This is a genomic window from Kiloniella laminariae DSM 19542, from assembly GCF_000374005.1.
GTDB classification, from domain to species: Bacteria; Pseudomonadota; Alphaproteobacteria; order Kiloniellales; family Kiloniellaceae; genus Kiloniella; species Kiloniella laminariae.
In genome coordinates, this window is sequence record NZ_KB893146.1 from 250,487 (window position 1) to 271,882 (window position 21,396).

At 52.3% G+C, this 21,396-nt stretch carries 20 protein-coding genes; 10 read left to right on the forward strand and 10 right to left on the reverse strand.

The window, feature by feature from the left end; genetic code table 11:
- Positions 1 to 84: 84 nt before the first annotated feature.
- Entirely contained in the window at positions 85 to 1,893 is a 1,809-nt protein-coding gene (gene sppA, locus B152_RS23490) for a signal peptide peptidase SppA (RefSeq protein WP_020592645.1), read from the reverse strand.
- 275 nt (positions 1,894 to 2,168) lie between these two features.
- On the opposite strand from sppA, the gene rlmD reads away from it, so the two are divergent.
- The gene (rlmD, locus tag B152_RS23495) at positions 2,169 to 3,530 is read left to right on the forward strand and encodes a 23S rRNA (uracil(1939)-C(5))-methyltransferase RlmD (protein ID WP_020592646.1); all 1,362 of its coding nucleotides are present in this window, start codon (positions 2,169 to 2,171) and stop codon (positions 3,528 to 3,530) included.
- Here the strand turns inward: rlmD and B152_RS25365 are convergent.
- A complete protein-coding gene (locus tag B152_RS25365) occupies positions 3,527 to 4,174 on the reverse strand; it encodes a hypothetical protein (protein WP_020592647.1) in 648 nt (215 codons plus the stop codon). The two genes, rlmD and B152_RS25365, sit on opposite strands and share 4 nt — an antisense overlap.
- A gap of 116 nt (positions 4,175 to 4,290) precedes the next feature.
- Here B152_RS25365 and hemH point away from each other — a divergent pair, with 116 nt between their 5' ends.
- Positions 4,291 to 5,334, forward strand: coding sequence for a ferrochelatase (gene hemH, locus B152_RS0111880; protein WP_020592648.1), 1,044 nt, complete (start codon positions 4,291 to 4,293; stop codon positions 5,332 to 5,334).
- Between the two features lie 29 nt (positions 5,335 to 5,363).
- Complete coding sequence (locus tag B152_RS0111885; protein ID WP_020592649.1) at positions 5,364 to 5,894, forward strand: cysteine hydrolase family protein; 531 nt, start codon at positions 5,364 to 5,366, stop codon at positions 5,892 to 5,894.
- Positions 5,895 to 5,910: 16 nt separating this feature from the next.
- Here B152_RS0111885 and B152_RS0111890 read toward each other — a convergent pair whose 3' ends face one another.
- The 3 genes from B152_RS0111890 to fabI form a co-directional block, all read right to left on the reverse strand.
- Positions 5,911 to 8,235, reverse strand: coding sequence for a spermidine synthase (locus B152_RS0111890; RefSeq protein WP_020592650.1), 2,325 nt, complete (start codon positions 8,233 to 8,235; stop codon positions 5,911 to 5,913).
- Positions 8,236 to 8,342: 107 nt separating this feature from the next.
- Positions 8,343 to 9,425, reverse strand: coding sequence for a chorismate synthase (gene aroC / locus B152_RS0111895; protein ID WP_020592651.1), 1,083 nt, complete (start codon positions 9,423 to 9,425; stop codon positions 8,343 to 8,345).
- 125 nt (positions 9,426 to 9,550) lie between these two features.
- Positions 9,551 to 10,390 carry an enoyl-ACP reductase FabI gene (fabI, locus tag B152_RS0111905; RefSeq protein ID WP_026261510.1) on the reverse strand — a complete coding sequence of 280 codons (840 nt, stop codon included), beginning with the start codon at positions 10,388 to 10,390 and terminating at the stop codon, positions 9,551 to 9,553.
- Between the two features lie 183 nt (positions 10,391 to 10,573).
- Here fabI and B152_RS23505 point away from each other — a divergent pair, with 183 nt between their 5' ends.
- Complete coding sequence (locus B152_RS23505; RefSeq protein ID WP_020592654.1) at positions 10,574 to 11,830, forward strand: YihY family inner membrane protein; 1,257 nt, start codon at positions 10,574 to 10,576, stop codon at positions 11,828 to 11,830.
- Positions 11,831 to 11,896: 66 nt separating this feature from the next.
- On the opposite strand, the gene B152_RS0111915 is transcribed toward B152_RS23505, so the two are convergent.
- The 3 genes from B152_RS0111915 to B152_RS0111925 form a co-directional block, all read right to left on the reverse strand.
- On the reverse strand, positions 11,897 to 12,217 hold the full coding sequence (locus B152_RS0111915) for a chaperone modulator CbpM (protein WP_020592655.1): 321 nt from the start codon (positions 12,215 to 12,217) through the stop codon (positions 11,897 to 11,899).
- A 132-nt stretch (positions 12,218 to 12,349) separates the two neighbouring features.
- Entirely contained in the window at positions 12,350 to 13,285 is a 936-nt protein-coding gene (locus tag B152_RS0111920) for a DnaJ C-terminal domain-containing protein (protein WP_020592656.1), read from the reverse strand.
- 292 nt (positions 13,286 to 13,577) lie between these two features.
- Positions 13,578 to 14,042 carry an RT0821/Lpp0805 family surface protein gene (locus tag B152_RS0111925; RefSeq protein ID WP_020592657.1) on the reverse strand — a complete coding sequence of 155 codons (465 nt, stop codon included), beginning with the start codon at positions 14,040 to 14,042 and terminating at the stop codon, positions 13,578 to 13,580.
- A gap of 312 nt (positions 14,043 to 14,354) precedes the next feature.
- Here B152_RS0111925 and pdxH point away from each other — a divergent pair, with 312 nt between their 5' ends.
- The 6 genes from pdxH (at position 14,355) to modC (ending at position 19,432) form a co-directional block, all read left to right on the forward strand.
- Positions 14,355 to 14,987, forward strand: a complete 633-nt coding sequence (gene pdxH / locus B152_RS0111930; RefSeq protein ID WP_083921877.1) for a pyridoxamine 5'-phosphate oxidase — start codon at positions 14,355 to 14,357, stop codon at positions 14,985 to 14,987.
- A 67-nt stretch (positions 14,988 to 15,054) separates the two neighbouring features.
- Positions 15,055 to 16,002 (forward strand): cation diffusion facilitator family transporter, encoded by a 948-nt coding sequence (locus B152_RS0111935; RefSeq protein WP_020592659.1) that lies wholly within the window; start codon positions 15,055 to 15,057, stop codon positions 16,000 to 16,002.
- On the forward strand, positions 15,992 to 16,765 hold the full coding sequence (locus B152_RS0111940) for an SDR family NAD(P)-dependent oxidoreductase (protein WP_020592660.1): 774 nt from the start codon (positions 15,992 to 15,994) through the stop codon (positions 16,763 to 16,765). Before B152_RS0111935 ends, B152_RS0111940 begins: the two co-directional genes overlap by 11 nt.
- Positions 16,766 to 16,795: 30 nt before the next feature.
- Positions 16,796 to 17,596, forward strand: a complete 801-nt coding sequence (gene modA, locus B152_RS0111945; protein ID WP_020592661.1) for a molybdate ABC transporter substrate-binding protein — start codon at positions 16,796 to 16,798, stop codon at positions 17,594 to 17,596.
- A 46-nt stretch (positions 17,597 to 17,642) separates the two neighbouring features.
- The gene (gene modB, locus B152_RS0111950) at positions 17,643 to 18,308 is read left to right on the forward strand and encodes a molybdate ABC transporter permease subunit (protein WP_020592662.1); all 666 of its coding nucleotides are present in this window, start codon (positions 17,643 to 17,645) and stop codon (positions 18,306 to 18,308) included.
- The gene (modC, locus tag B152_RS0111955; protein WP_020592663.1) at positions 18,305 to 19,432 is read left to right on the forward strand and encodes a molybdenum ABC transporter ATP-binding protein; all 1,128 of its coding nucleotides are present in this window, start codon (positions 18,305 to 18,307) and stop codon (positions 19,430 to 19,432) included. The genes modB and modC overlap by 4 nt, the downstream gene beginning before the upstream one ends.
- Before the next feature lie 69 nt (positions 19,433 to 19,501).
- Here the strand turns inward: modC and B152_RS0111960 are convergent, their stop codons facing one another.
- Positions 19,502 to 20,032 (reverse strand): hypothetical protein, encoded by a 531-nt coding sequence (locus B152_RS0111960; RefSeq protein ID WP_020592664.1) that lies wholly within the window; start codon positions 20,030 to 20,032, stop codon positions 19,502 to 19,504.
- 114 nt (positions 20,033 to 20,146) lie between these two features.
- On the reverse strand, positions 20,147 to 21,358 hold the full coding sequence (gene hemA, locus B152_RS0111965; protein ID WP_020592665.1) for a 5-aminolevulinate synthase: 1,212 nt from the start codon (positions 21,356 to 21,358) through the stop codon (positions 20,147 to 20,149).
- Positions 21,359 to 21,396: the final 38 nt, after the last annotated feature.

Below are 21,396 nucleotides of genomic sequence, written 5' to 3' on the forward strand. Positions count from 1 at the left end.
AAATAACACTTATCTATGAAGCTGAACACAGCCTGCCAATTATAAAAATATGGCAGGCTGTGTTTTGATTGCTGCGGGCCTGGGTTACTGGTGACCCAGAGGGGCAAGGCCGGAATGAAGAACCGAAGCCCTGCGATCCCGGGTTGTTTGTTCAAATTCCTGCAGGAGGGGAGAAGCGACCCGAACAACTTCTTTCACAGAATTTATGACTGCAGGATCACTCAGGATCATTGAGCTGCCCAATAGCCCCTCAAGAAGTTCCTCCAGCGGATCTTTGGGAGTTGGCAGAATAACAAGTTCGTGCTGCGTTCCCGCGTCGATTGCCGCCATTTCACGCGTGGCCTGCAGGGCTTCGCGGAACCCCCCAAGGTCATCCACAAGACCGTTTTTCCTGGCCTGGGCTCCAGACCAGATCTGGCCTTTGGCAACAGTGTGTACTGCTGGCTGGCTCATGCCCCGGCCTTCACTTACCTTGAGAGTGAAGTCTTCGTAGACCCGATCGAGTGAGTCGTGCAAATGTGTCCAGCCTTCGCTGTCAAAAGGTTTGTTGGCACTGTAAAGGTCGGCATTCTCTCCGGCTTTCACGCCATCCCATTTGACGCCAATTTTATCCCACAATCCTGTGAGTACCATTTTCCCGCCGGCAACCCCGATTGACCCTGTGATGGTGACGGGATTGGCAAATATCCGGTCAGCAGGCGCAGAAATAAAATATCCGCCAGAGGCCGCGACTTCTCCCATGGACACAATCACCGGTTTGCCAAGTTCTTTGGCTCGCTTGACTTCCCGCCACATAACATCCGAAGCGACGTAGGAACCGCCGGGGCTGTCAATACGAAGAAGAATGGCCTTGATGGTATCATCGTCGATTGCATCAGAAAGAGCTTCGGCAATGGTGTCTGAACCCATTGACATCCCGCCGCCAAAAAAGGGATCACCCTGGCTGTCACCCAGATGGATTTCGCCCTGACCGTATATCACGGCAATACGAGGCGCATTTTCAGGCACTGTTGGCTGGCTGGCGAAGGTGTAGTCGCTCAGATGCACAAATTCGCGATCTTCCACCTGTGCTTCCGCCAGAAGTTCATCCCAATAGCCAACCCGATCGACCAGGTCATTATCAAGGGCCTGCAGGGCGCTGAAAGGGGCCTGATTCATAAAGGCTATAATCTCGCCCGGTTTTTCACGGCTGATGGAGATCTCGTTTGCAATTTGCTCCAGGATGGAATCAAGGGCTGCTTTTGTATTTTTGCGGACGGGTTCCGGCATGGCCTTATCAGTAAAGGTATTCATCACGCCTTTGAATTCGTGGCGCTGGCTGAATTGTGGCTGAACCCCAATTTCATCCAGCACAGGCCGCAAATAGGGCATCTCCATGCTGAAGCCGGAAATGTCTAGATCTCCCGAGGGCTGGATCCAGATGTTTTCAGCTGCACTGGCAAGATAGTAATGCAAGGTGCCGTGCCCGGCTTCGCCATAAGTTTCGGCAAAAGAAGCAGACCATTTGCCTGATTTTGTAAAGTCGCGCACTGCCCGTCTCAGCTCTTGTGCCTGTGCAAGGCCCAGAGAGCCCTGTCCGGCACGAATAAGCAAGCCCTTGACCCGGTCGTCGCCCTGAGCCCGGTAGAGTGCGTCTATCGCGTCGTGCAGGGGCAGTCCAGGTTGCAGCGAACTGCTGAGGAAAGACGTCTGCCCCGGGCCTTCCCAGATGCCCTCGGAAAGATCAATGGTCAGGATTATTTCTGCAGGCAGGTCCTGCTTTGCTGCCCGTCGGGTAAGGTCGTCAGCATTATTGAGAAATGTCCCGATCAGCAGCCCGAGGAGAAGAACAAGAAGACCAAGTGCGGCAAAGATACCGACAATGCCCTTGAACAGAAAGCGCAGGAATGACATGAGCAGAAATCCGGATGTTAATATGGAAAAACCTTAATAGAGGCAGAGTATGACACCCTTGCTCTATTGCAAGTGCAGGTTGGCAACTTTGTCCAGATATATGGGGAAGCAAGACGAGAATGAAACTCAAAACGTCCGAAGTCTTGTCATTTTGCAGGGCAGGGATGTGGTACAGGGTGGCTGCTTGTGATTGCGGTGTGTAAAAAAGCTGCTAGATTGGCGCAAATTCATCCGCAAACCGGGTGACATAAATTCATAAGAAGGTAGTCAGGAAGATGCGACGCAAAGCGCGCCCGGGTGGCGGTAAACAGCTTGAGCTGGTGATAGACAGTCTTGGCGCACGAGGAGATGGTGTTGCTGAACATGAAGGTCGCCCTGTTTATGTGCCCGGCACCATGCCGGGGGATCGTTTGCGGGTAAAACTGGTCGGCGAAAGGTCTGGCGGCTTTAAGGCAGAGATCCTTGAATTGCTGGAAGCGGGCGACAGTCATGTCGATGCACCTTGCCAGCATTATGGTGTTTGTGGTGGCTGTAACGTTCAGCACGTCGCACCGGAATTTTATCGTCGCTGGAAACGGGATATTGTTGTTCAGGCCCTGACCCGTAAAGGGTTTAGTGGCGGTGAAGTTGCCGAAATGGTCCAGGTCGAGGCAGGCACGCGGCGCCGAGCTGTTTTTTCTGCTCTTGCCCGGGGAAAGAAAGTCTCCCTGGGATTTCACGAGCGGGAAAGCCACCGGGTTGTGGATGTCACCGATTGTAAACTTCTGAACAGCAGTCTGGCCGGGATGATTGCACCTCTGCGCGAGCTTCTGGTGGTTCTGCTGGTGCCAGAACAGGAAAAAGCCGATATCACGGCGATTTCTTCACCCGCAGGTCTGGATATTCTGGTTGTCAGCACAGCAAAACTGACGCTTGAAGGGCGTGAAGCCATCACGGACTTTGCCGGGAAAAATGCAGTTGCACGCTTTGCCTGGAACCGGCCGGGAGAAGAACCAGAACCTGTTGCGATACGGGACAAGCCGATACAGGTTTTTGGCGATATTCCGGTTCTTCCGCCAGAAGGAGCATTCTTACAGCCAAGTACCGAGGGACAGCAGGTTCTGACTGATCTGGTCATGGGGTATCTGCCGGACACTTTTGAAACCGTTGCAGATCTTTTTTCCGGCTGCGGAACCTTTACCTTTCCTTTGTCAAAACGCGCCCAGGTCCATGCGGTGGAAGGTGATGAACGGGCGGTGATGGCCTTGACGACCTCAGCCAGACGCAATGAAACGGCTCACCGGATTACCAGCGATTGTCGCGATCTTGATAAAGATCCGATCACCGAGGAAGAGCTGGAGGGCGGAGACTGTGTGGTAATTGACCCGCCTCGCACCGGTGCAAGGGAGCAGTGTTACGAACTGGCAAAATCGGACATCAAGACCATTGTCTATGTATCCTGTAGCCCGAGTACCTTTGCCCGGGATGCCCGCATTCTGGTAGAGGGCGGCTATAGCCTTCAGGAAGTGACACCGGTTGACCAGTTTATCTGGAGCGAGCATGTCGAGCTGGTGGCTCGCTTTGAAGCAGAATATGACACAGATGATGATTCTGCAGACGATAATTCTGTTGATCTGGATACTGTAGCAGGCTCCTAAAGGGTAGCTCTGGCTTCATGGTCAGGCAAGGGGAGCAACAGATCTTCGATCAACCGCATCCTGGTTTCCTGCTGCTCACGGGTAAGGCAGCTGCGCATCACGGCCTTTTCTTCCTCCGTAACCACGGGGTGAGAAAAGGCATGATCGCGCATCTCCTGACTGGGCCAGATCGCATAGGCTACCCAGCTTCCGTCGCTGCCCAGATGCAGCCGTGACCCCTGGAATCGATAACGGGAACGTAGCTCCAGTGTGACACGATGCCAGATTTCCTTGAACGGCTGGATCAGGGAAGGATTGATTTGCCAGCTGTAAAGTACGGCGAAAATATCAGGATCTTCTTCGGCAAGCGGCAGGAGCAGATCGTCTGTTATCTTCAGTGTCTGTTCGGGAAAACGTTCCTGGATGGCTTCTTGCATCTGCAGGACAGGGTGCCGGGGCAGATCGCCAGCGGCAAAGGCTTTCGATCTCAGCTCCAGGGTTTCCCACAGGGCATAAGCCAGATAACTGCCGTCGTCACATCTGTGCAACCGGGAGCCAAATGCACCTGCATTTTTTCGCAAGGCAAGTGTGGTTTCTCTCCAGGCCGTAATGAAATCGGCCTCTCTGGAGGGTATAAGTTCCCAACGATAGAGAATGGCTTGCATGAGACATTGTAGCGCGGAGGAGGGAAACTGGGAACTGGGGACTTTGCATGACGGTGCTGTCCGCCTATATTTCCCTGCAAGAATGATGTCTTGCCTCCAGCCCTTCAGAGGACCTTATGCCTACTGCACAACCTGAAAAATGTTGTCCTGTTGATCATCCTGAAATTCCTGCTTCCAAGGTGGGGGTTCTCCTGATGAACCTTGGGACACCGGATGGGACGGACTACTGGTCTATGCGCCGATATCTGGGAGAGTTCCTGAGTGACCAGCGCGTGATCGAGGCGCCGAAATGGCTGTGGCAGATTATCCTGCAGGGGATCATTCTGACAACAAGACCAGGCAAAAGTGGCAAGGCTTATGCGGAAATCTGGAACCGGGATAAAGATGAATCTCCTCTCCGGACTATTACTCGTGACCAGGCGGAACAGCTTCAGGTGATGCTGGCGGAAAATCGCCCGAATGTCGTTGTCGACTGGGGCTGGAGATATGGAAATCCGGCGGTAAAGGGACGGATTGAAGCGCTGCAGAAACAGGGCTGCGATCGTATCTTGCTGTTTGCCCTCTATCCGCAATATTCGGCTACCACTACAGCGACCGCCTATGACAAGTGTTTTGATGCCCTGAAGACCATGCGCTGGCAGCCCGCGGTGCGTTGTGTTCCCACTTACCATGACCATCCGGTCTATATTGACGCGCTGGCAAACTCTGTTGAGCAAGGGTTGGCCAAACTCGACTGGAAGCCGGATGTGACGATCGCGTCATTTCATGGACTGCCGATCGAGTACCATGAAAAAGGCGATCCCTATTATTGCCACTGTGCCAAGACCACCAGATTGCTGCGGGAAAAACTCGGCTGGCCGGATGAAAAGCTGAAGCTCTGTTTCCAGTCGCTCTTCGGACCCAAGGAATGGCTTAAGCCCTATACCCAGCCGACAGTGGAGGAAATGGCCAGGAACGGGGTGAAAAATCTGGTGATTCTGACACCGGGCTTTTCGGTTGACTGTGTCGAAACTCTGGAAGAAATCGACATTGGTGTGCGCGAAGCATTTCTTGAGAATGGTGGGGCGAACTTTGCTTTTATTCCCTGCTTGAATGCGGATGAGGGGGGAATGAAGGTTATTCACGACATAACATTGCAAGAGTTACAGGGCTGGATCTGATTCGCTGCTGTTAACCTTCCGGAGGGATTATGAAGGCACTGCTTGTTATCGATTTTCAAAAAGGGATTTCCTTTGATCCGGCGGCGCATGCGTTGGCGGAAACCCGCGATGTATTGCGTAGGGCCCTGGAGAGCGCGCGAAATGAAGGGATTCCTGTTGTTTTTGTCCAGCATGGCGAAGCGGGTACTTCATTTGAACGCAATACTGAGGGATGGAATTTTTTTGATGATGTTGCTCCGCTTGCAGGGGAAGCAGTTGTAGAAAAGGCATCCTGTGATGCTTTTCGCCATACTGAGCTTGATGAGGTCTTGCAATCTCTGGGGGCCGATACCCTGATAATCGGCGGCTATGCGACAGAATTCTGTATCGATACCTCGATCAGGGCAGCGGCGAGCCGGGGTTATAAAACGCTGGTCATGCAAGACGGGCACACGACCCGCGACCGTGAACATCTTTCGGCGATTGAGATCAAAAAACACCACAACTGGATCTGGCCCAATATGACCAACCCGGAGCATGAAATTTCTTTGTTGCCCGCTGTAGAGTGTTTCAAGCTGTGAGCTTGTAAAGAGACGGTTATTTCAACGCCGAGAGGATGTTGGAGTAGTCATCACTCCAGATTTTTGTGTCCGGATCGCTTGCAAGTTCCCTCCAGATGTTGGGTGTCTTTTCGCCTGATCCAGAACTTTCCAGAGGAATGAGCCGATCCAGTTTGCTCCTGTCTTTTGACAGGGCCACCCATGACGAGAGGAAATGGTATGGCTTGTCCTTCGCCTGCTCTGCAGTTGGAACGTAGCGATAGATTCTGCTGTGCAGTCCGGTGATCTGTGCCGTCGTGGCAACTGCGGACTCCAGATCGAAAAAGCGGTTGGAAATGTGGAGCAGAATAATGCCGCCGGAGCCGACCTTGTTTCCGTAAATCTCAAAGGCCTCTTTGGTCAGGAGATGAAGCGGAATGGCATCGGATGAAAAGGCATCGGCGATCAGAAGATCATAGGAACTGTCCGGGATATTTTGAAGAGAAAGACGTCCGTCGCCAATGACAACCCCGGCGCGGGCAGGGCAGTTTTCCAGATAAGTGAAGATACTGGTGTCGCGGGCAAGGCGTTCAACCAGAGGATCAATTTCAAAAAAAGTCCACTGCTGATGTTCCTGGCCATAACAAAGCACCGTGCCTGCTCCGAGACCTATCGCGGCAACCTTTTGCGGTTGCAAGTTCTCTTTTTCATAGGACTCAAACAAACGACCGACACCAGAATTGCGGTGATAATAACTCAAAGGTTCAAGCGAGTTGGTAATTTGGATTCCATGAACAGTGGTTCCGTGTTTGGCAAGGCGGACAAATTCCCCGGAATTGTCATCTGATAATTTTTCCATAACCGAATAGACGCCGAAAAAACTGCGTTCATGAAAGATGCGTTGATCGCCCTGCAGACCCAGCTGTCCACTGTAAAACAGGCAAAAGACGATCCCTAAAGTAAAGCGGATGGGCCGACCGATACCTTCGACCAAAAGAATGATAATCAGGGTGAAAAGACCAAAGGTAATCAGCTCAAGACCAAAGTCGATCCGGGTTTTGACAAGGTTGACCAGGCCGAGGAAAACAAGAACAAGAACAGGAAGCCCAATATCTGCAACCAGCGTTTCGGCTTTTTTCCCAAGTAATTTGTTGAAGATGATCATCTTTGGGCTATCGGATTGAGGCATAAGCAAAGCTGCAACAATCAAAAGCAGGGCATATTCATAGATATCGGAAAAGAGGAGCGGAGCAAGGATGCCGACAAGAATGCCACCAAGGACCCCGCCCAGGGACATGGCGATATAGAAGCGGGTCAGGTATCTGGCATCGGGGCGCCGGGTAACAAGTTGACTGTGGCAGTAAAGGGCAATGATGAAAAAGCAGACAAGGTTTCCGGCCAGAAAAAACAGGATCGTCTGAACAGAAAGCGCGATGATATTGTAGATCGCTGCGGCCAGCAGAAAGTAGGGGGCCAGAAGATTGATGGCTTTGTTGGAAATCCATGGTCTTCGGGCAAAGGCAATTACAAAGGTCAGAAGATAGAGCGCCAGCGGGATTACCCAGAGCAGGGGCATGGCAATCAGGTCTGTGGTGATTTTGTTGGTGACACTCAGGAGCAGGGCAGAGGGGATCAGTCCGAGTAATATCCAGGACAGATAATTTGTCGTTGTTGGTTTGGCCGACGGCAAAAGATCGGTGCTTTCAGGCTCATCTGAAGTGAGTGATACCGGGCGTCGCCTTAGCAACAGTCCACAGATCAGGATAAGGCCAAACAGCAGGGCAAAACCTCCCGACCAGAGAATGCCCTGGGACGAGAGGCCGAACCGGATTTCGATAAACAGGGGGTAAGCGAAGAGGGCAGCCATGCTGCCGATGTTGCTGGCAGCGTAGAGAAAATAGGGGTCTGCGGCAGAGGGATCACCGGAAGACCTGAACCAGTTTTGCAGCAGGGGAGCATTGGCCGAGATAATAAAAAACGGCGCGCCAATCGAGACCATAAACAATCCGAGCAGCCAGACAATTGGCCAGTCTTCCGAGGGAGAGGTGAAATACTGCGAGATTGCAATTGGCAAAGCCGCTGCGGCTATGAGCATAATCGCCAGGTGAATAAGGATCTGACGTTTCAGCGAGAATGTCTCGGAAAGAAAATGGGCGTAGATATAACCCGCGAGCAACAGGGCCTGAAAGAAGACCATTGCCGTGTTCCAGATTGCCGGAGCACCCCCAAGCAGCGGCAGGACAAGCTTGGTAAACTGGGGCTGGATAAGAAACAGCAAAAAGGCGCTGAGACAAAGCGTGAGGACAAAGAGAACTCGAACCAGATGAGCTTGCTGGTTGCTGTGCCGGGACGCAGCCGTGGCGGCAATATTGGTTTTCTGCATGAATAGATCCTGAGTTGCTTACAGGATCATAGAGCCAGCTGTCTTAAGACAGCTTTAAGCTGCTGGCGAGAAAAGAATAGCTATTGCAGTTCAAATGGGTAACAGGCTCAGCGGCACTGTGCCTTGTGGCGCAGCCAGTGATCGGCGAGGGTCAGGGCCATCATGGCCTCTCCCACAGGAACCCCCCGGATGCCGACACAGGGATCGTGACGTCCCTTGGTGAAAATTTCGGTTTCATCACCATCACTGGTGATTGTCTTGCGGGTCTGTAAAATCGAACTGGTTGGCTTGATGGCGAAGCGGACGACCACGTCCTGCCCTGTGGAAATACCACCGAGTATGCCACCAGCGTGGTTGCTGGTGAAGTGGGGTTTGCTGTCTTTCATCCGGATCTCGTCGGCATTTTCCTCACCGCTATAGGCCGCAGTATCAAAGCCGTCGCCGATTTCGACACCCTTGACGGCATTGATCGACATCATGGCCTTGGCCAGATCAGAATCAAGCTTGTCGTAGACCGGATCCCCCAGTCCGACAGGAACATTACTGGCGACCACCTCGATAACAGCCCCAAGGGATGAGCCAGCCTTGCGGGCAGAATCAAGGTAGGTTTCCCATTCTTTTGCCGCGACCGGGTCCGGGCACCAGAAAGGGTTCTTGTTAATTTCGTCCCAGTCCCATCGGCTGCGATCAATCTTGTGCGGGCCCATCTGGACCAGCGCCCCACGGATTTGCACGCCGCCTTCGATCTGGGTATCAAGAACCTTGCGCGCGATTGCGCCAGCGGCAACCCGCATGGCGGTTTCGCGTGCAGAAGATCGTCCGCCACCGCGATAATCCCGGATACCGTATTTTTCCCAATAGGTATAATCGGCATGACCGGGACGGAATTTTTTGGCGATATCCCCATAGTCCTTGGAGCGCTGGTCGGTGTTTTCAATAATCAGACCAATGGGCGTTCCTGTGGTTTTGCCTTCAAAGACCCCGGAGACGATTTTGACAAGGTCAGCTTCCTGTCGCTGGGTGGTGAAGCGGTTCTGCCCGGGTTTCCTAGCGTTGAGATAACCCTGGATATCGGCTTCTGACAGGTCGATCAACGGTGGTGTACCATCAACGACACAGCCGATAGACGGACCATGGCTTTCGCCCCAGGTCGTGAAACGGAAGATCTCGCCAAAGGAATTACCGGCCATGATACTCTCTCGGGGTTCGGGTTTTGTTTTTTATCTCTATTTTGAACTCAGGGGGAGCAGCAGCCCTGCCGCGCTCCCCCTGTTTGTTCGTGCCTTTTCAGGCCTGCCATATGAGCAGAGGTCAATTAGCCCTGCGGGTTAAAGTTTGCCAGCAGTTCGGACAGGTCCTTGGCTTTGTCAACGTTCATCATGCCAACAACATGATAGCCGGAATCGACATGATGAACTTCGCCGGTAACACCACCTGCCAGATCTGAAAGCAGATAGAGGCCTGCGCCGCCAACCTGCTCGATGCTGACGTTGCGTTGCAGCGGAGAGTTGTACTCGTTCCATTTCAGGATGTGGCGGAAGTCACCAATACCTGAAGCGGCAAGTGTTTTGATCGGTCCGGCAGAGATCGCATTGACCCGGATGTTATCCGGACCAAGGTCAGCAGCGAGATAGCGCACAGATGCTTCCAGTGCGGCTTTGGCAACTCCCATTACGTTGTAATGCGGCATAACCTGTTCGGCACCGTAATAGGTGAGGGTGACAAGGCTGCCACCATCCGTCATCAAAGGTGCTGCATGCTGAGCAATAGAGGTAAAGGAATAGCAGGAGATATCCAGGCTCTGCAGGAAGTTCTTGCGGCTGGTGTTGAGATACTTGCCTTTTAGCTCTTCCTTGTCAGCATAGGCAATGGCATGAACGAGGAAGTCGAGTTTGCCCCATTTTTCCTCGATTGCTTGGAAAGTTGCCTTGACGCTGGCGTCGTCGGTCACATCACACTGGAGCAGAATGTCGGAGTTGACTGAAGCAGCCAGAGGCTCAACACGTTTTTTCAGAGCATCGCCTTGATAGGTGAATGCCAGTTCCGCGCCTTGGTCGGCAACCGCTTTGGCGATCCCCCAGGCAATAGAGCGGTCATTGGCAACACCCATTACAAGGCCACGTTTGCCAGCCATTATCGGTTGTGGGTTGGACATAGGGTTCCTCGCTGTGAGATTGTCCTGATAAAAAGGTGCAGCATCCTACAACATTGCCGGGATTGGTCAAAGAAATGGCGACGTCTAGAGTGCATTTTCTGACTTTTTAGCTGGGAAATTTGTTTCGCGCCAGCGATAGTTAACCACAAATGCGAAATTGGTAGGGTTCAGGGGGACGATCTGGTGACAGATTCGACGTTAAAAAGACTGCTGGTCATGTTGAAACAGCTCGCAGACCGAAAAACACTAATCAATACGGGGCGATTTCTTCGTTATGTCCTGCGGCGGTTTGATAAGGACAAGGGGACGCGTGTTGCTGCCTCGCTGAGCTATTCGTCTTTGCTGGCGATCGTTCCGATGATGACTATTGCCCTGGCCCTGATGTCAGCTTTTCCGGGATTCGAGGATTCTCGCAGCACGCTCCAGAATTCCTTGCTGAAAAATATTCTTCCGGCCGCCGAACTGGAAATTGCAGAGCAGCTCAACAGTTTTGTCGCCAATGCCCAGAATATGACGGCGATCGGCGTTCTGGCGCTGGCTGTGACGGCTATCATGCTGCTCTATACAATCTCACATTCTTTCAACTCAATCTGGTGCGTGCAGGAACGGCGCCCTCTTTTCAATTTAATCCTGGTCTACTGGGCATTGCTTACACTTGGCCCCTTGTTGCTGGGGGCTTCACTTACTGTCTCCAGCTATGGTTTTGCTATGGCAGAGCTCGTCGGCGGGGGCAGTTACACCCGGTCATTTGTAAGCCGGATACTACCAATAGTTCTTGGCGGGACAGCTTTTACCCTGCTTTATCTGGTGGTCCCCAACCGACCAGTCCTTTTCAAGCACGCTCTGGCTGGTGGCGTGGCGGCAACAACTCTCTTCGAGCTGCTCAAGCGCGGTTTTGGCCTTTACCTTTCTTATTTTCCCTCTTACCAGGCGATTTACGGAGCGATGGCAACGATCCCGATTTTCCTGATCTGGATGTATCTCTCCTGGGTGGTTGTGCTGTTGGGTGCGGAAATTGCGGCAGCCTTGCCCGAGCGCCGGGCTGTTCTCCGCCGGGGGATCAGGCGGGAGGGGATCGGCGATTATCTTTCCCTGATGATTGCCCTGCTTCGTAAGCTTGAGAAGGCCGGGCATCACGGAACGTCCCTGAAAGAGACTGTCATGATGAAGGGCTTGCCAGCTGATCTGCGGGCAACAGGTGAAGTTCTTTATGATCTGAAACGGTTGCGCATTGCCAACCGGACCGGACGAGGGCGATGGATTCTCTGCCGGGATCTCTCGGCTGTTACGCTGGAGGATCTGTTAAAAGAACTGGATCTGGATTATCTGCCCCGGCGCAACTGGCCCGAAGGCATCGCGGATGTCCTCAGGGCACTGGAAGAGAACCCGGTTGAAGTTCGAAAAAAATCGCTGAAAGAAATTCTTCGCCAGTCGGAATAGGTTTGCGGAGTAGGCTTGTTACAAAACGCGCTACTACAGACTACAGACTGGCAAACAAGACAGGAGCTACCCCCTGCTGCGGATAATCTCTTCCAGTTCCTGTCGTGAGTCTGCGGGCAGAGCCTGAATCGCCGTGGCGAGATGTCCTAGCAGGGTCCGCAGGTTATAGACCTGATCCATACTGCGCAAAATGATCGGCATGGCTTCGTAGTTGACACCAATGTCGTTGATCATTTCGTTGAGCAGCCTGACGCGGGATTCATCGTCATCGGTAAAGAGGATCGTTCCATCCTCCTGGGTCGGCAGAACCCAGTTGTGTTCGATCCATTCCGAAAGCTCGGAGCCGCTGATATTCAGATCATCAACAATTTCGTCAAAACTCTTCATGACTGTCGCCGTCTCCGGATTAAATTCTGTGATAGATATTCTGGGATAGACATTATGTGCCCTACCTAGGCGCTCTGAAGGACGGACGCAAGAGGTGATCAACCTTAGCAGTTCAAAAAGAGCAGCTCTGGTCTAATCAAAAAGACCGGTGTGTTTGCGTGGGTCGTAGTTTTTGGTCTTGGCCCAGTTCCTTAAGAACTCCCGCAATTCCTTGTCGGTTTCTTCCGGCAGGTAAACCTGCAGGCGGATCAGCTGGTCGCCCCGGTTAACCCCCTTGATGTCATCTATGCCTTTGCCTTTGAGACGCAAGGTGGTGCCGGTATTGGAGTCCGGCGGAATTCTTACCTTCACACGACCAGTGACTGTCGGCACTGTCAGCGTGGTTCCCTCCAGCGCTTCTGCCAGTGATATTGGTAAGTCGAGATAGACGTCGCGTCCTTTTCGAGAAAAAAGGGGATGGCTTTCAATTTTGACTTCTATCAGGGCATCCCCATTGGGACCGCCGCCCATGCCGGGAAGACCTTTGGTTTTAAGGCGTAGAACCTGCTTGTCTTCGGTGCCAGGCGGGATGGTGATGTTCAGGGATTTGCCGTCTGCCAGATCAATCCGCTTGACGGCTCCTGCCGCTGCTTCAACGAAGTTCACAGAGCAGGAGTACTTGACGTCACTGCCCTTGCGTTGAGGGGGAGCTGTTCTTGTCTGTCGTTTCCTTGCGCCAAAGAGATCGGAAAAAATATCCCCGATGTCCATTTCGCTACCAAAGTCAAAACCACCACCAGCCCCGCCAGCTGCAGCACCACGCGGTTGTCCCCGTTGTGTATATCCGCCGTGGAAGGGATTGCTGGCCTGTCCGGAAGCATCAATCTGCCCCCGGTCATATTGCTGCTTTTTCTTGGCATCACCGAGAATGTTATAAGCTTGCGAGATTTCCTTGAACTTCTGTTCAATGGCCTTGTCATCCGGATTGAGGTCCGGATGATATTGTTTCGCCAATTTGCGATAGCCAGCCTTGATTTCCGCATCCGAAGCGGTTTTGCTGACCCCGAGAGTTTTGTAGAGATCTTGCATTATGGGTGATGAAACTCAGTCATATGTTACAGAAAGTCACCGACAGTGCTGTCTTTTAATTGCCGGGACAGCTGCCTGTGGCAGACACAAAATAATATAATAGATTAAACATAACTTTAAAGAGACAAGCCCGGTTCTACAAGGAATGTAATAGCTTTGCAGTGGCTTTGTTATCTTGCCAGTTTGTCACGGAAACGAAAAACAGCTGTCATAGAGCGAAAAGCGAAGACGCAAAAGCCCTGATGAAAATCATCAGGGCTTAATCGGGTAACGGGGTGATTAACAGGAGTGATTACTGAATTTCCCAGGAGCCGTCGGGTTGGCGACAGGCTGTCCCATAGGCTTCTTCAGTTTTTCCACCAACAACAACAGTTTGTTGGTATTCGCGGCAATAGGCACCCGAGGAGGATTTTCCGTCACGTACCGGGGTGACTGTGCCGGAATGTCCTGTGTCAGGGTTGTTCCAGGCGATGGTCTGACCAACCGGAGCTGTCTGGGCCCGGGTATAGGCTGCATCTGCCTTTTTCTTGTCTTCATCATCCATGTAGCGACCAACCTCGCTGCCAAGAAGTCCGCCGAGAACAGCGCCTGTTGCCGCTGCAACAATCCGTCCGTTACCTTTGCCGAACTGGGCACCAAGAAGTCCACCAGCAACTGCGCCGCCAAGTCCGCCAACAGTTTGTTTTACGCCGCGATCAGCACAGGCTGTGGTCATAAGAGCGATCATCAGAACAGCTATACTCGTTTTGAGTTTCATCTTCTTGTTCTCTTGCAGTTGTTTTGCCGGGTCGGGGAAAAGTATAACACATGCCTTGTACCCAATCCGAACCATCCTAAATCAACACTATCGATAGAGAGAAATTGAGGCCGTTTTATGGCTTAAACCATGATCCTGTGACATTTATGTGTCCGGATGCGCGTTTTTTCAAAAGATTGATTTCCTGTCTGGTTTTGCAAAACTGTCGCAGTCAGAACGGTTGTTCGTTTTCCCGCAATCTGTTACGCCTTCAGGTAGCGTTATGTTCTTGTTTAGCCCCTCTGATGTCTCTGTATATTTATAGCAAATAAAATGAGGCCGGAAATACCGGGAAATACCATGATCCGCGACACGACACCGTCAGATCCCTATCACGTTTTTGCTGCCTGGTTGAAAGAGGCAGAAGAAAAAGAGCTCAATGACCACAATGCCATGTGCCTGGCGTCTGTAGATGCTGACGGCATGCCTTCAGCCCGTATGGTCTTGCTCAAGGATTGGGATCACGAGGGATTTATTTTCTATACAAACTTTGAAAGCCGGAAAGGTGAACAGCTGCTGGCCCATCCCAAGGCAGCTTTGATGTTCCACTGGAAATCAGTGCGTCGGTCGGTGCGGATAGAAGGGATGGTCGAGCAGGTCACTGCGGAAGAGGCAGATGAATATTTTGCCAGTCGCCCGAAACAGAGCCAGATCGGTGCCTGGGCCAGCGATCAGTCCCGTCCTTTGAAGGGAAGATTCGAACTGGAGAAAAAAGTCGCAAAATTCGCAGCCAAATACGGATTGGGAACCGTGCCGCGGCCGCCACACTGGTCCGGTTTTCGTGTTCGGCCGCAGCGGATTGAATTTTGGCAGGACGGTCCTTTCCGGCTGCACGACCGTCTGGTTTACCACAGTGTTTCCGGTGGATCTGAGAAACGCTGGACAACGGAACGTCTCTATCCCTGAGGTACGGTTTTAACCGTCTTGTGAGAAAATCTCGACGAACAGTTTGGCCATCAGACGGGATAACTGGATGAGCGAAAATACTTTGAATCACAGAGAGCAGACTGCACTGCTTATGAAGCGGGCGGCTTATGCGGCTGTTTTGACTGCTCTGGTTCTGATTGGAGCAAAGTTATCTGCCTGGGCTTACACTGGTTCGGTTTCAATTTTGACGACTCTGGTCGATTCTCTGCTGGATGCAGGAGCTTCTCTGCTCAATTTACTGGCGATCCATCATGCGCTCACTCCAGCTGATAAGGAACATCGTTTCGGCCATGGCAAGGCCGAGGGACTGGCCGCTCTGGCCCAATCTGCCTTTATCACAGGATCAGCCGTCTTTCTTATGCTGCAGGCGGGGGAGCGTCTTGCGTCTCCTCAGCCGATCAGCAACAGCAACCTTGGAATTGCTGTGATGGTTTTTTCTATCCTCGCAACATTTATTCTTACGCGTTATCAGCACAGGGTTGTGAAACAGACGGGGTCTGTCGCGATTCAGGCCGATGCTCTCCATTATGTTGGTGATATGGTTGTTAATGCCTCGGTTATTCTGGCCCTGCTACTGGGAAAATATCTTGATCTGCCCTGGATTGATCCGCTTTTTGCTCTGCTGATCTCCTGCTATATCCTCAGCTATGCTTGGAGTATCTTCAAAAAGGCGCTGGATATGCTGATGGACCGGGAGCTCCCCGATGACGAGCGCCGGAAGATCAAAGAACTGGTTCTGGCGCATACCGAAGTTCTCGGGCTGCACGACTTGCGAACCAGGATTTCCGGGCCTGATCTTTTTATCCAGTTTCATATGGAACTGGATGGGCATATTGCCCTGGCGCAATCCTATGCCATTGCCGAGGAAGTTGATCGGGAGATCTGTGTGATTTACCCCCATGCAGAGATTATAGTGTTGCAGGAACCTTATGGAATTGAAGTGAGCAAGATCGTGCGTGCTCAACGGGACGAGGAGAAAAAGAATGCAAGGTGAAAGGTCCGGTAATCACGAGGTTGATCCTGAACAGCGCAAGACACTGGTCCTGACCGGTGCCAGCCGAGGGATCGGTCATTCGACTGTCCAGTATTTCAGTCAGCGAAACTGGCGGGTGATTACCTGTTCGCGCGAGAATATCCCGGATCACTGTCGCCGTGATCCAAACTGGACCGAACATATCGTCACGGATCTGAACAACACGGAAAGTACACAAAAATTCATTGATAGGGCCAATGAAATTCTGGGTGATGCCCCGTTGCATGCGCTGGTCAACAATGCGGCGGTATCACCCAAGACAACCTACAAGGAACGTCTGGGCTGTCTGAACGGGGATGTGGAAACCTGGCGCGAGGTCTTTGAACTCAATTTTTTTGCTCCGCTTATGTTGTGTCGTGGTTTTGCTCCTGCCTTGGGGCGAGGAGAAGGGGCTGTCGTTAACATTACCTCTATTGCTGGGCACGGGGTTCATCCCTTTGCCGGTTCTGCCTATTCCACCTCGAAATCTGCTCTTTCGGCACTGACGCGCGAGCTGGCTGTGGAGTTTGCCCGTTTTGGGGTGCGGGTGAATGCTGTCGCACCCGGGGAAATCGAAACAGACATGATCGGCGAGGAATATGAAGCTCTGATTCCACGGATACCCATGAACCGGATGGGGCAACCTGCCGAGGTCGCATCAGCGGTTTACCAGCTCTGTACACCCAATTTTGGCTATGTGACCGGAACCGAGATTTTTGTGACGGGCGGACAACATCTGTTTTAGGCTGATACTGTGATACAGGGAATAACTTTGATGGTTCGCGGATGGAAGCGGTTATTCCTGAGTATCCTGAGTGCTGTTGTTGTCAATCTGGTTGTTGCGTTTTCTGTTCAGGCCGAGACAGTCGGTGTTGCTGTGGCCTCCAATTTCAAAACCACGGCAGAGGCGCTCTCGCGCTCCTTTTCTGCAAAAAGCGGCCATGACGTTGTGTTGAGTTCCGGCTCGACAGGTAAACTTTACACCCAGATTAAAAACGGAGCTCCTTTCGAAGTTTTTCTGGCCGCTGATTCCCTGCGTGCGGCGCTGAGTGAAAAGAACGGGCTGGCTGTCACCGGGAGCCGTTTTACCTACGCAAGGGGACGCATTGCTCTCTGGAGCCGGATGCCTGATCTGGCCGGACTCGGCCCGGATTATCTCAAGGGAAATACAGTAACCCGTCTGGCCATTGCCAACCCCAAGACGGCACCTTATGGCCAGGCCGCGATAGAGATGTTGAAAAAGCTGAAACTCTATGAGGTGGTGAAGCACAAGATTGTTCAGGGGGAAAATATCGCCCAGACCTACCAGTTTGCCTACAGCAGAAATGCAGAAGTCGGAGTTGTTGCTTTATCTCAGCTTGTTCACCCGGAGAAAGAGGGCTCCGATCAGGATGGCAAGCTTGACGAATTTACTTGGGTGGTTCCTGAGCATTTACATCAGCCGATTGACCAGCAGGCAGTTCTCCTGGTTAAGGGGCAAGACAATCCTGCTGCGACAGCTTTTATAGGTTATTTAAAAAGTGACGAAGCGGCTGCAATCATTCAGAGTTTCGGCTACGCTACAGTCAAACCATAATTAATGGCATTCAGTTTATTGAATTTGTTTCGGGAGTTCTGAGGGGATGTTGGATCCGATCTGGATCACGGTCAAACTGGCCTTCATTACCACTATGGTTCTCCTGGTGCTGGGGACACCTGTGGCCTGGTGGCTGGCACGTTCCAGATCCTGGTGGAAAGAAGCGGTGGCTGCTGTCGTTGCGCTCCCCATCGTTTTGCCTCCGACAGTTCTTGGTTTTTATCTGTTGATTGCCCTTGGACCTGATAGTCCTTTGGGGCAGTTGGCGACACAGCTTTTTGGTCGTGCTTTGCCCTTTACCTTTGCCGGACTGGTGGTTGGCTCGGTAATCTATTCCATGCCCTTTGTTATCCAGCCGATCCGCAATGCCTTCGAGGCAATTGGCGAACGGCCGTTGGAAGTAGCTGCGACACTGCGGGCCAGTCCGCTGGATACATTTTTTGCTGTCGCTATTCCACTGGCACGCCCGGGGTTTCTTACCGGTGCAGTTCTCGGCTTTGCTCATACCGTTGGTGAGTTTGGTGTGATCTTGATGATCGGCGGCAATATTCCGGGGGAAACGCGGGTTCTGTCTGTTGCAATCTATGATCATGTCGAGGCCCTTGAATGGGGGCAGGCCCATGTGCTCTCAGTCGGGCTTCTGATTTTTTCTTTCCTTGTTATTCTCAGCATGATCCTGCTGGAAAAGAAAATGGGGCGACGCTTGAGATGAGCCAGATTATTGCCCGCTTCTCGGGTCCACTGGATGATTTTGATCTGGACAGTGAATTCACCATTCCAGCGAAAGGTGTTACTGCTCTTTTTGGGCAGTCGGGATGTGGCAAGACCTCTGTATTACGTTGTCTGGCGGGACTAAACCGCCAGCCCGGTGGTTTCCTCTCGGTCAAGGGGCAGGTCTGGCAGGATGAAACAAGTTTTCTTCCTACGCATCAACGTCCTGTGGGCGTGGTGTTTCAGGAGGCAAGCCTTTTTCCCCACCTCTCAGTTAAAGACAATCTAGTTTTTGGGCAGAAACGTGCGGGGGAACGAGGTGAACTGTTGCGGCTTGACGATATCGTCGCTTTACTGGGGGTGGGCGATCTTCTTGGGCGTTCGCCCTTAACCCTCTCAGGGGGAGAGCGTCAGCGGGTCGCGATCGGCCGGGCGCTGCTTTGTGGGCCTGAACTGATGCTCATGGATGAACCCCTGGCTGCATTGGACCGGTTCAGTAAAGACGAGATTATTCCTTATCTGGAAACACTTTTCAGGAAGCTGGATATTCCGATGATCTTTGTTTCGCATGATACCGACGAGGTGGAGCGTCTGGCGGACTGGATGGTGTTGATGGAGAAGGGAAGGGTGCTTTCTTCCGGGCCTCTGGGGGATGTTCTGTCCGATCCTGAACTCTTTATTGCCCGGGGAGCCAAGACGGCCTCTGTTGTCGAAGGGCGAGTAACCGGGTTCGATCCGGAAGATCTTCTCAGCGAGATGAGCGTAACCGGAGGCAAAATTCTGGTGCCGGGAAAATTGGGCGAGATCGGCACGCTGCAACGGATCAGAATTTCGGCCAATGATGTCAGTCTGGCGCGTGAAAAACCGTCACGTACGACGATATTAAACGTCTTGCCGGTCAGAATTTTGACAATTCATTCCCTTGATGAAGCACGGGTCAATGTCCTGCTTTCTGCAGGGCACGGGGGCTCAGCAGCGGATAATGGGGAACCGCGGGTCAGGTTTATTGCCCGTATTACCCGTCGCTCGCTTCGGAATTTTGCCTTCGAAGTCGGACAGGATATCTATGCCCAGGTCAAATCTGTCTCAATGCTCAACCGCCAAGGGCGAAGAGCCGATAGTTGAGGCCAAAGTTTTTACTGGAAAAAGACTAAAGATCGCGTGATTGGTTAGTAGGTGAAAATCGCCTGAGGGTTATTCGATGCTTGCGGCCATGGCTTCGTAACTAGCAAGCTGCTCCCGGGTATGTGTGATATCCTGATCCAGCCAGCCACTGAACTCGCCTTTGGCCGGGGTATAGCCCTGTTTCAGTTCAAGTAATCTGTTGAGCTGGCGTTCGTGGATATCAACCAGCAGGTTGATCTGCATATTCCGGGTTTTCTCGTCAGCAAGATGCAGAAGCCGCATTTTAATGGCAATGATCAGCTTGCTCATATCTGTGACTGGCGCGCGAAGATTGGAAGCCATCAGCTCGTTAAATTCTTCCCTGCCTGTCTCGGTCAGACAAAGTTCTGTTTCATTATCAGGGCTTTTCTTGACGAGCCCTTCAACCTTCAGAACTTCCAGAGGGGTACCTATCAGGTCGAGGGATGGACCGACAACAAGGCTGGTAAAGCCGCGAACGGTCTGGGCCAATTCGCCATAACTCATGGATTTTTCCAGCAAAAGTCCCAGCGCAAGAAGGCGCGTGGCTTCGGCAGGGACCAGAGTATTGTCGCGGTACATCGGTTCGCTCCTGAAAAGAAGACTCTAGGGCAGATGAATAATCATCTGCAGGGAACCTATCGTGCCGCGTTCCTCTTGTCCAGTCAAATGAGAATGATTCGCAAATTAAGAGGGCTATGCCGCAATTTGAAGTTTTAGTTCCTGCCAGATCTCTTTAAGTGCCTGGGCAAGATAGGAGATATCTTCATCACTGTGAACCGGGGACGGCGTCAGCCTCAAGCGCTCGGTTCCCTTGGGAACTGTCGGGTAGTTGATCGGCTGGACATAAATTCCGTAGCGGGTCATCAAGGTGTCGGTAATCTGGCGGCAGAGAACCGGATCGCCAACCATGACAGGAACGATATGGGTCTCTGAATGCTGAACCGGAAGGCCAGCTTCCTTGAGCAGGCGGCGTGTTTCATTCGCACGATCCTGATGGCGGGAACGTTCAAAGCTGCTCTGCTTGAGGTGCTGGATACTGGCCAGAGCTCCTGCGGCAACAGCGGGCGGCAAGGAGGTTGTGAAGATAAAGCCTGAGGCATAGCTCCGGATAAAGTCGATCAGGCTTGCTGTTGCTGTGATGTAGCCTCCGACAACACCAACGGCCTTGCCGAGGGTGCCTTCGATAATGTCCAGCCGGTGACAGAGATTATCCCGATCGGCAATGCCTCCTCCACGGGGACCATAGAGGCCGACAGCGTGTACTTCATCCAGATAGGTGATCGCGTTATATTTGTCTGCCAGATCGCAGAAAGCCTCGATCGGTGCCACGTCCCCATCCATCGAATAGACGGATTCAAACGCGATGATTTTGGGGCGAGCCGGGTCAATTTCCTTCAGGCAGGCTTCAAGATCAGCCACATCGTTGTGCTTGAAGATAATCTTTTCGGCCTTGCTGTGCCGGATGCCTTCGATCATGGAGGCATGGTTCATGGAATCTGACAGAACCACACAGTTGGGTAGTTTTCCAGCCAGTGTACTCAGTGCAGCCCAGTTGGATACATAGCCGGAGGTGAAAAGCAGAGCGGCTTCCTTGTGATGCCAGTCTGCCAGTTCCTGTTCCAGAAGCACATGATAGTGATTGTTGCCGGAGATATTGCGGGTGCCGCCTGCGCCAGCACCACACTTGTCGAGTGCTTCATGCATGGCAGCGATAACCTTCGGATTTTGCCCCATACCCAGATAATCGTTGGAACACCAGACAGTGACCGGACGATTGCCCTTGTCGCTGTAATGGGTTGCACTGGGAAACTGGCCGGCCTTACGTTCAAGGTCAGCAAATACCCGATAGCGTCCTTCTTCCTTGAGGTCAGCTACCGCGGTGCTGAAAAACTTTTCGTAATCCATCTGCTCTTCTCGCCTAACGTGGGCCGTTTAAATCCGGC

Excerpts from the sequence above, each read along its gene's own strand:
- modB (WP_020592662.1), top strand. The coding sequence starts at position 17,643 with ATGTTGGATCCGATCTGGATCACGGTCAAACTGGCCTTCATTACCACT.
- B152_RS0111940 (WP_020592660.1), top strand. The coding sequence starts at position 15,992 with ATGCAAGGTGAAAGGTCCGGTAATCACGAGGTTGATCCTGAACAGCGC.
- B152_RS0111925 (WP_020592657.1), bottom strand. The coding sequence starts at position 14,042 with ATGAAACTCAAAACGAGTATAGCTGTTCTGATGATCGCTCTTATGACC.
- aroC (WP_020592651.1), bottom strand. The coding sequence starts at position 9,425 with ATGGCCGGTAATTCCTTTGGCGAGATCTTCCGTTTCACGACCTGGGGC.
- hemA (WP_020592665.1), bottom strand. The coding sequence starts at position 21,358 with ATGGATTACGAAAAGTTTTTCAGCACCGCGGTAGCTGACCTCAAGGAA.
- rlmD (WP_020592646.1), top strand. The coding sequence starts at position 2,169 with ATGCGACGCAAAGCGCGCCCGGGTGGCGGTAAACAGCTTGAGCTGGTG.
- pdxH (WP_083921877.1), top strand. The coding sequence starts at position 14,355 with ATGAGGCCGGAAATACCGGGAAATACCATGATCCGCGACACGACACCG.
- B152_RS0111935 (WP_020592659.1), top strand. The coding sequence starts at position 15,055 with ATGAGCGAAAATACTTTGAATCACAGAGAGCAGACTGCACTGCTTATG.
- B152_RS0111960 (WP_020592664.1), bottom strand. The coding sequence starts at position 20,032 with ATGTACCGCGACAATACTCTGGTCCCTGCCGAAGCCACGCGCCTTCTT.
- sppA (WP_020592645.1), bottom strand. The coding sequence starts at position 1,893 with ATGTCATTCCTGCGCTTTCTGTTCAAGGGCATTGTCGGTATCTTTGCC.
- B152_RS0111885 (WP_020592649.1), top strand. The coding sequence starts at position 5,364 with ATGAAGGCACTGCTTGTTATCGATTTTCAAAAAGGGATTTCCTTTGAT.
- B152_RS0111920 (WP_020592656.1), bottom strand. The coding sequence starts at position 13,285 with ATGCAAGATCTCTACAAAACTCTCGGGGTCAGCAAAACCGCTTCGGAT.
- modA (WP_020592661.1), top strand. The coding sequence starts at position 16,796 with ATGGTTCGCGGATGGAAGCGGTTATTCCTGAGTATCCTGAGTGCTGTT.
- modC (WP_020592663.1), top strand. The coding sequence starts at position 18,305 with ATGAGCCAGATTATTGCCCGCTTCTCGGGTCCACTGGATGATTTTGAT.
- B152_RS0111890 (WP_020592650.1), bottom strand. The coding sequence starts at position 8,235 with ATGCAGAAAACCAATATTGCCGCCACGGCTGCGTCCCGGCACAGCAAC.
- B152_RS25365 (WP_020592647.1), bottom strand. The coding sequence starts at position 4,174 with ATGCAAGCCATTCTCTATCGTTGGGAACTTATACCCTCCAGAGAGGCC.
- B152_RS0111915 (WP_020592655.1), bottom strand. The coding sequence starts at position 12,217 with ATGAAGAGTTTTGACGAAATTGTTGATGATCTGAATATCAGCGGCTCC.
- hemH (WP_020592648.1), top strand. The coding sequence starts at position 4,291 with ATGCCTACTGCACAACCTGAAAAATGTTGTCCTGTTGATCATCCTGAA.
- fabI (WP_026261510.1), bottom strand. The coding sequence starts at position 10,390 with ATGTCCAACCCACAACCGATAATGGCTGGCAAACGTGGCCTTGTAATG.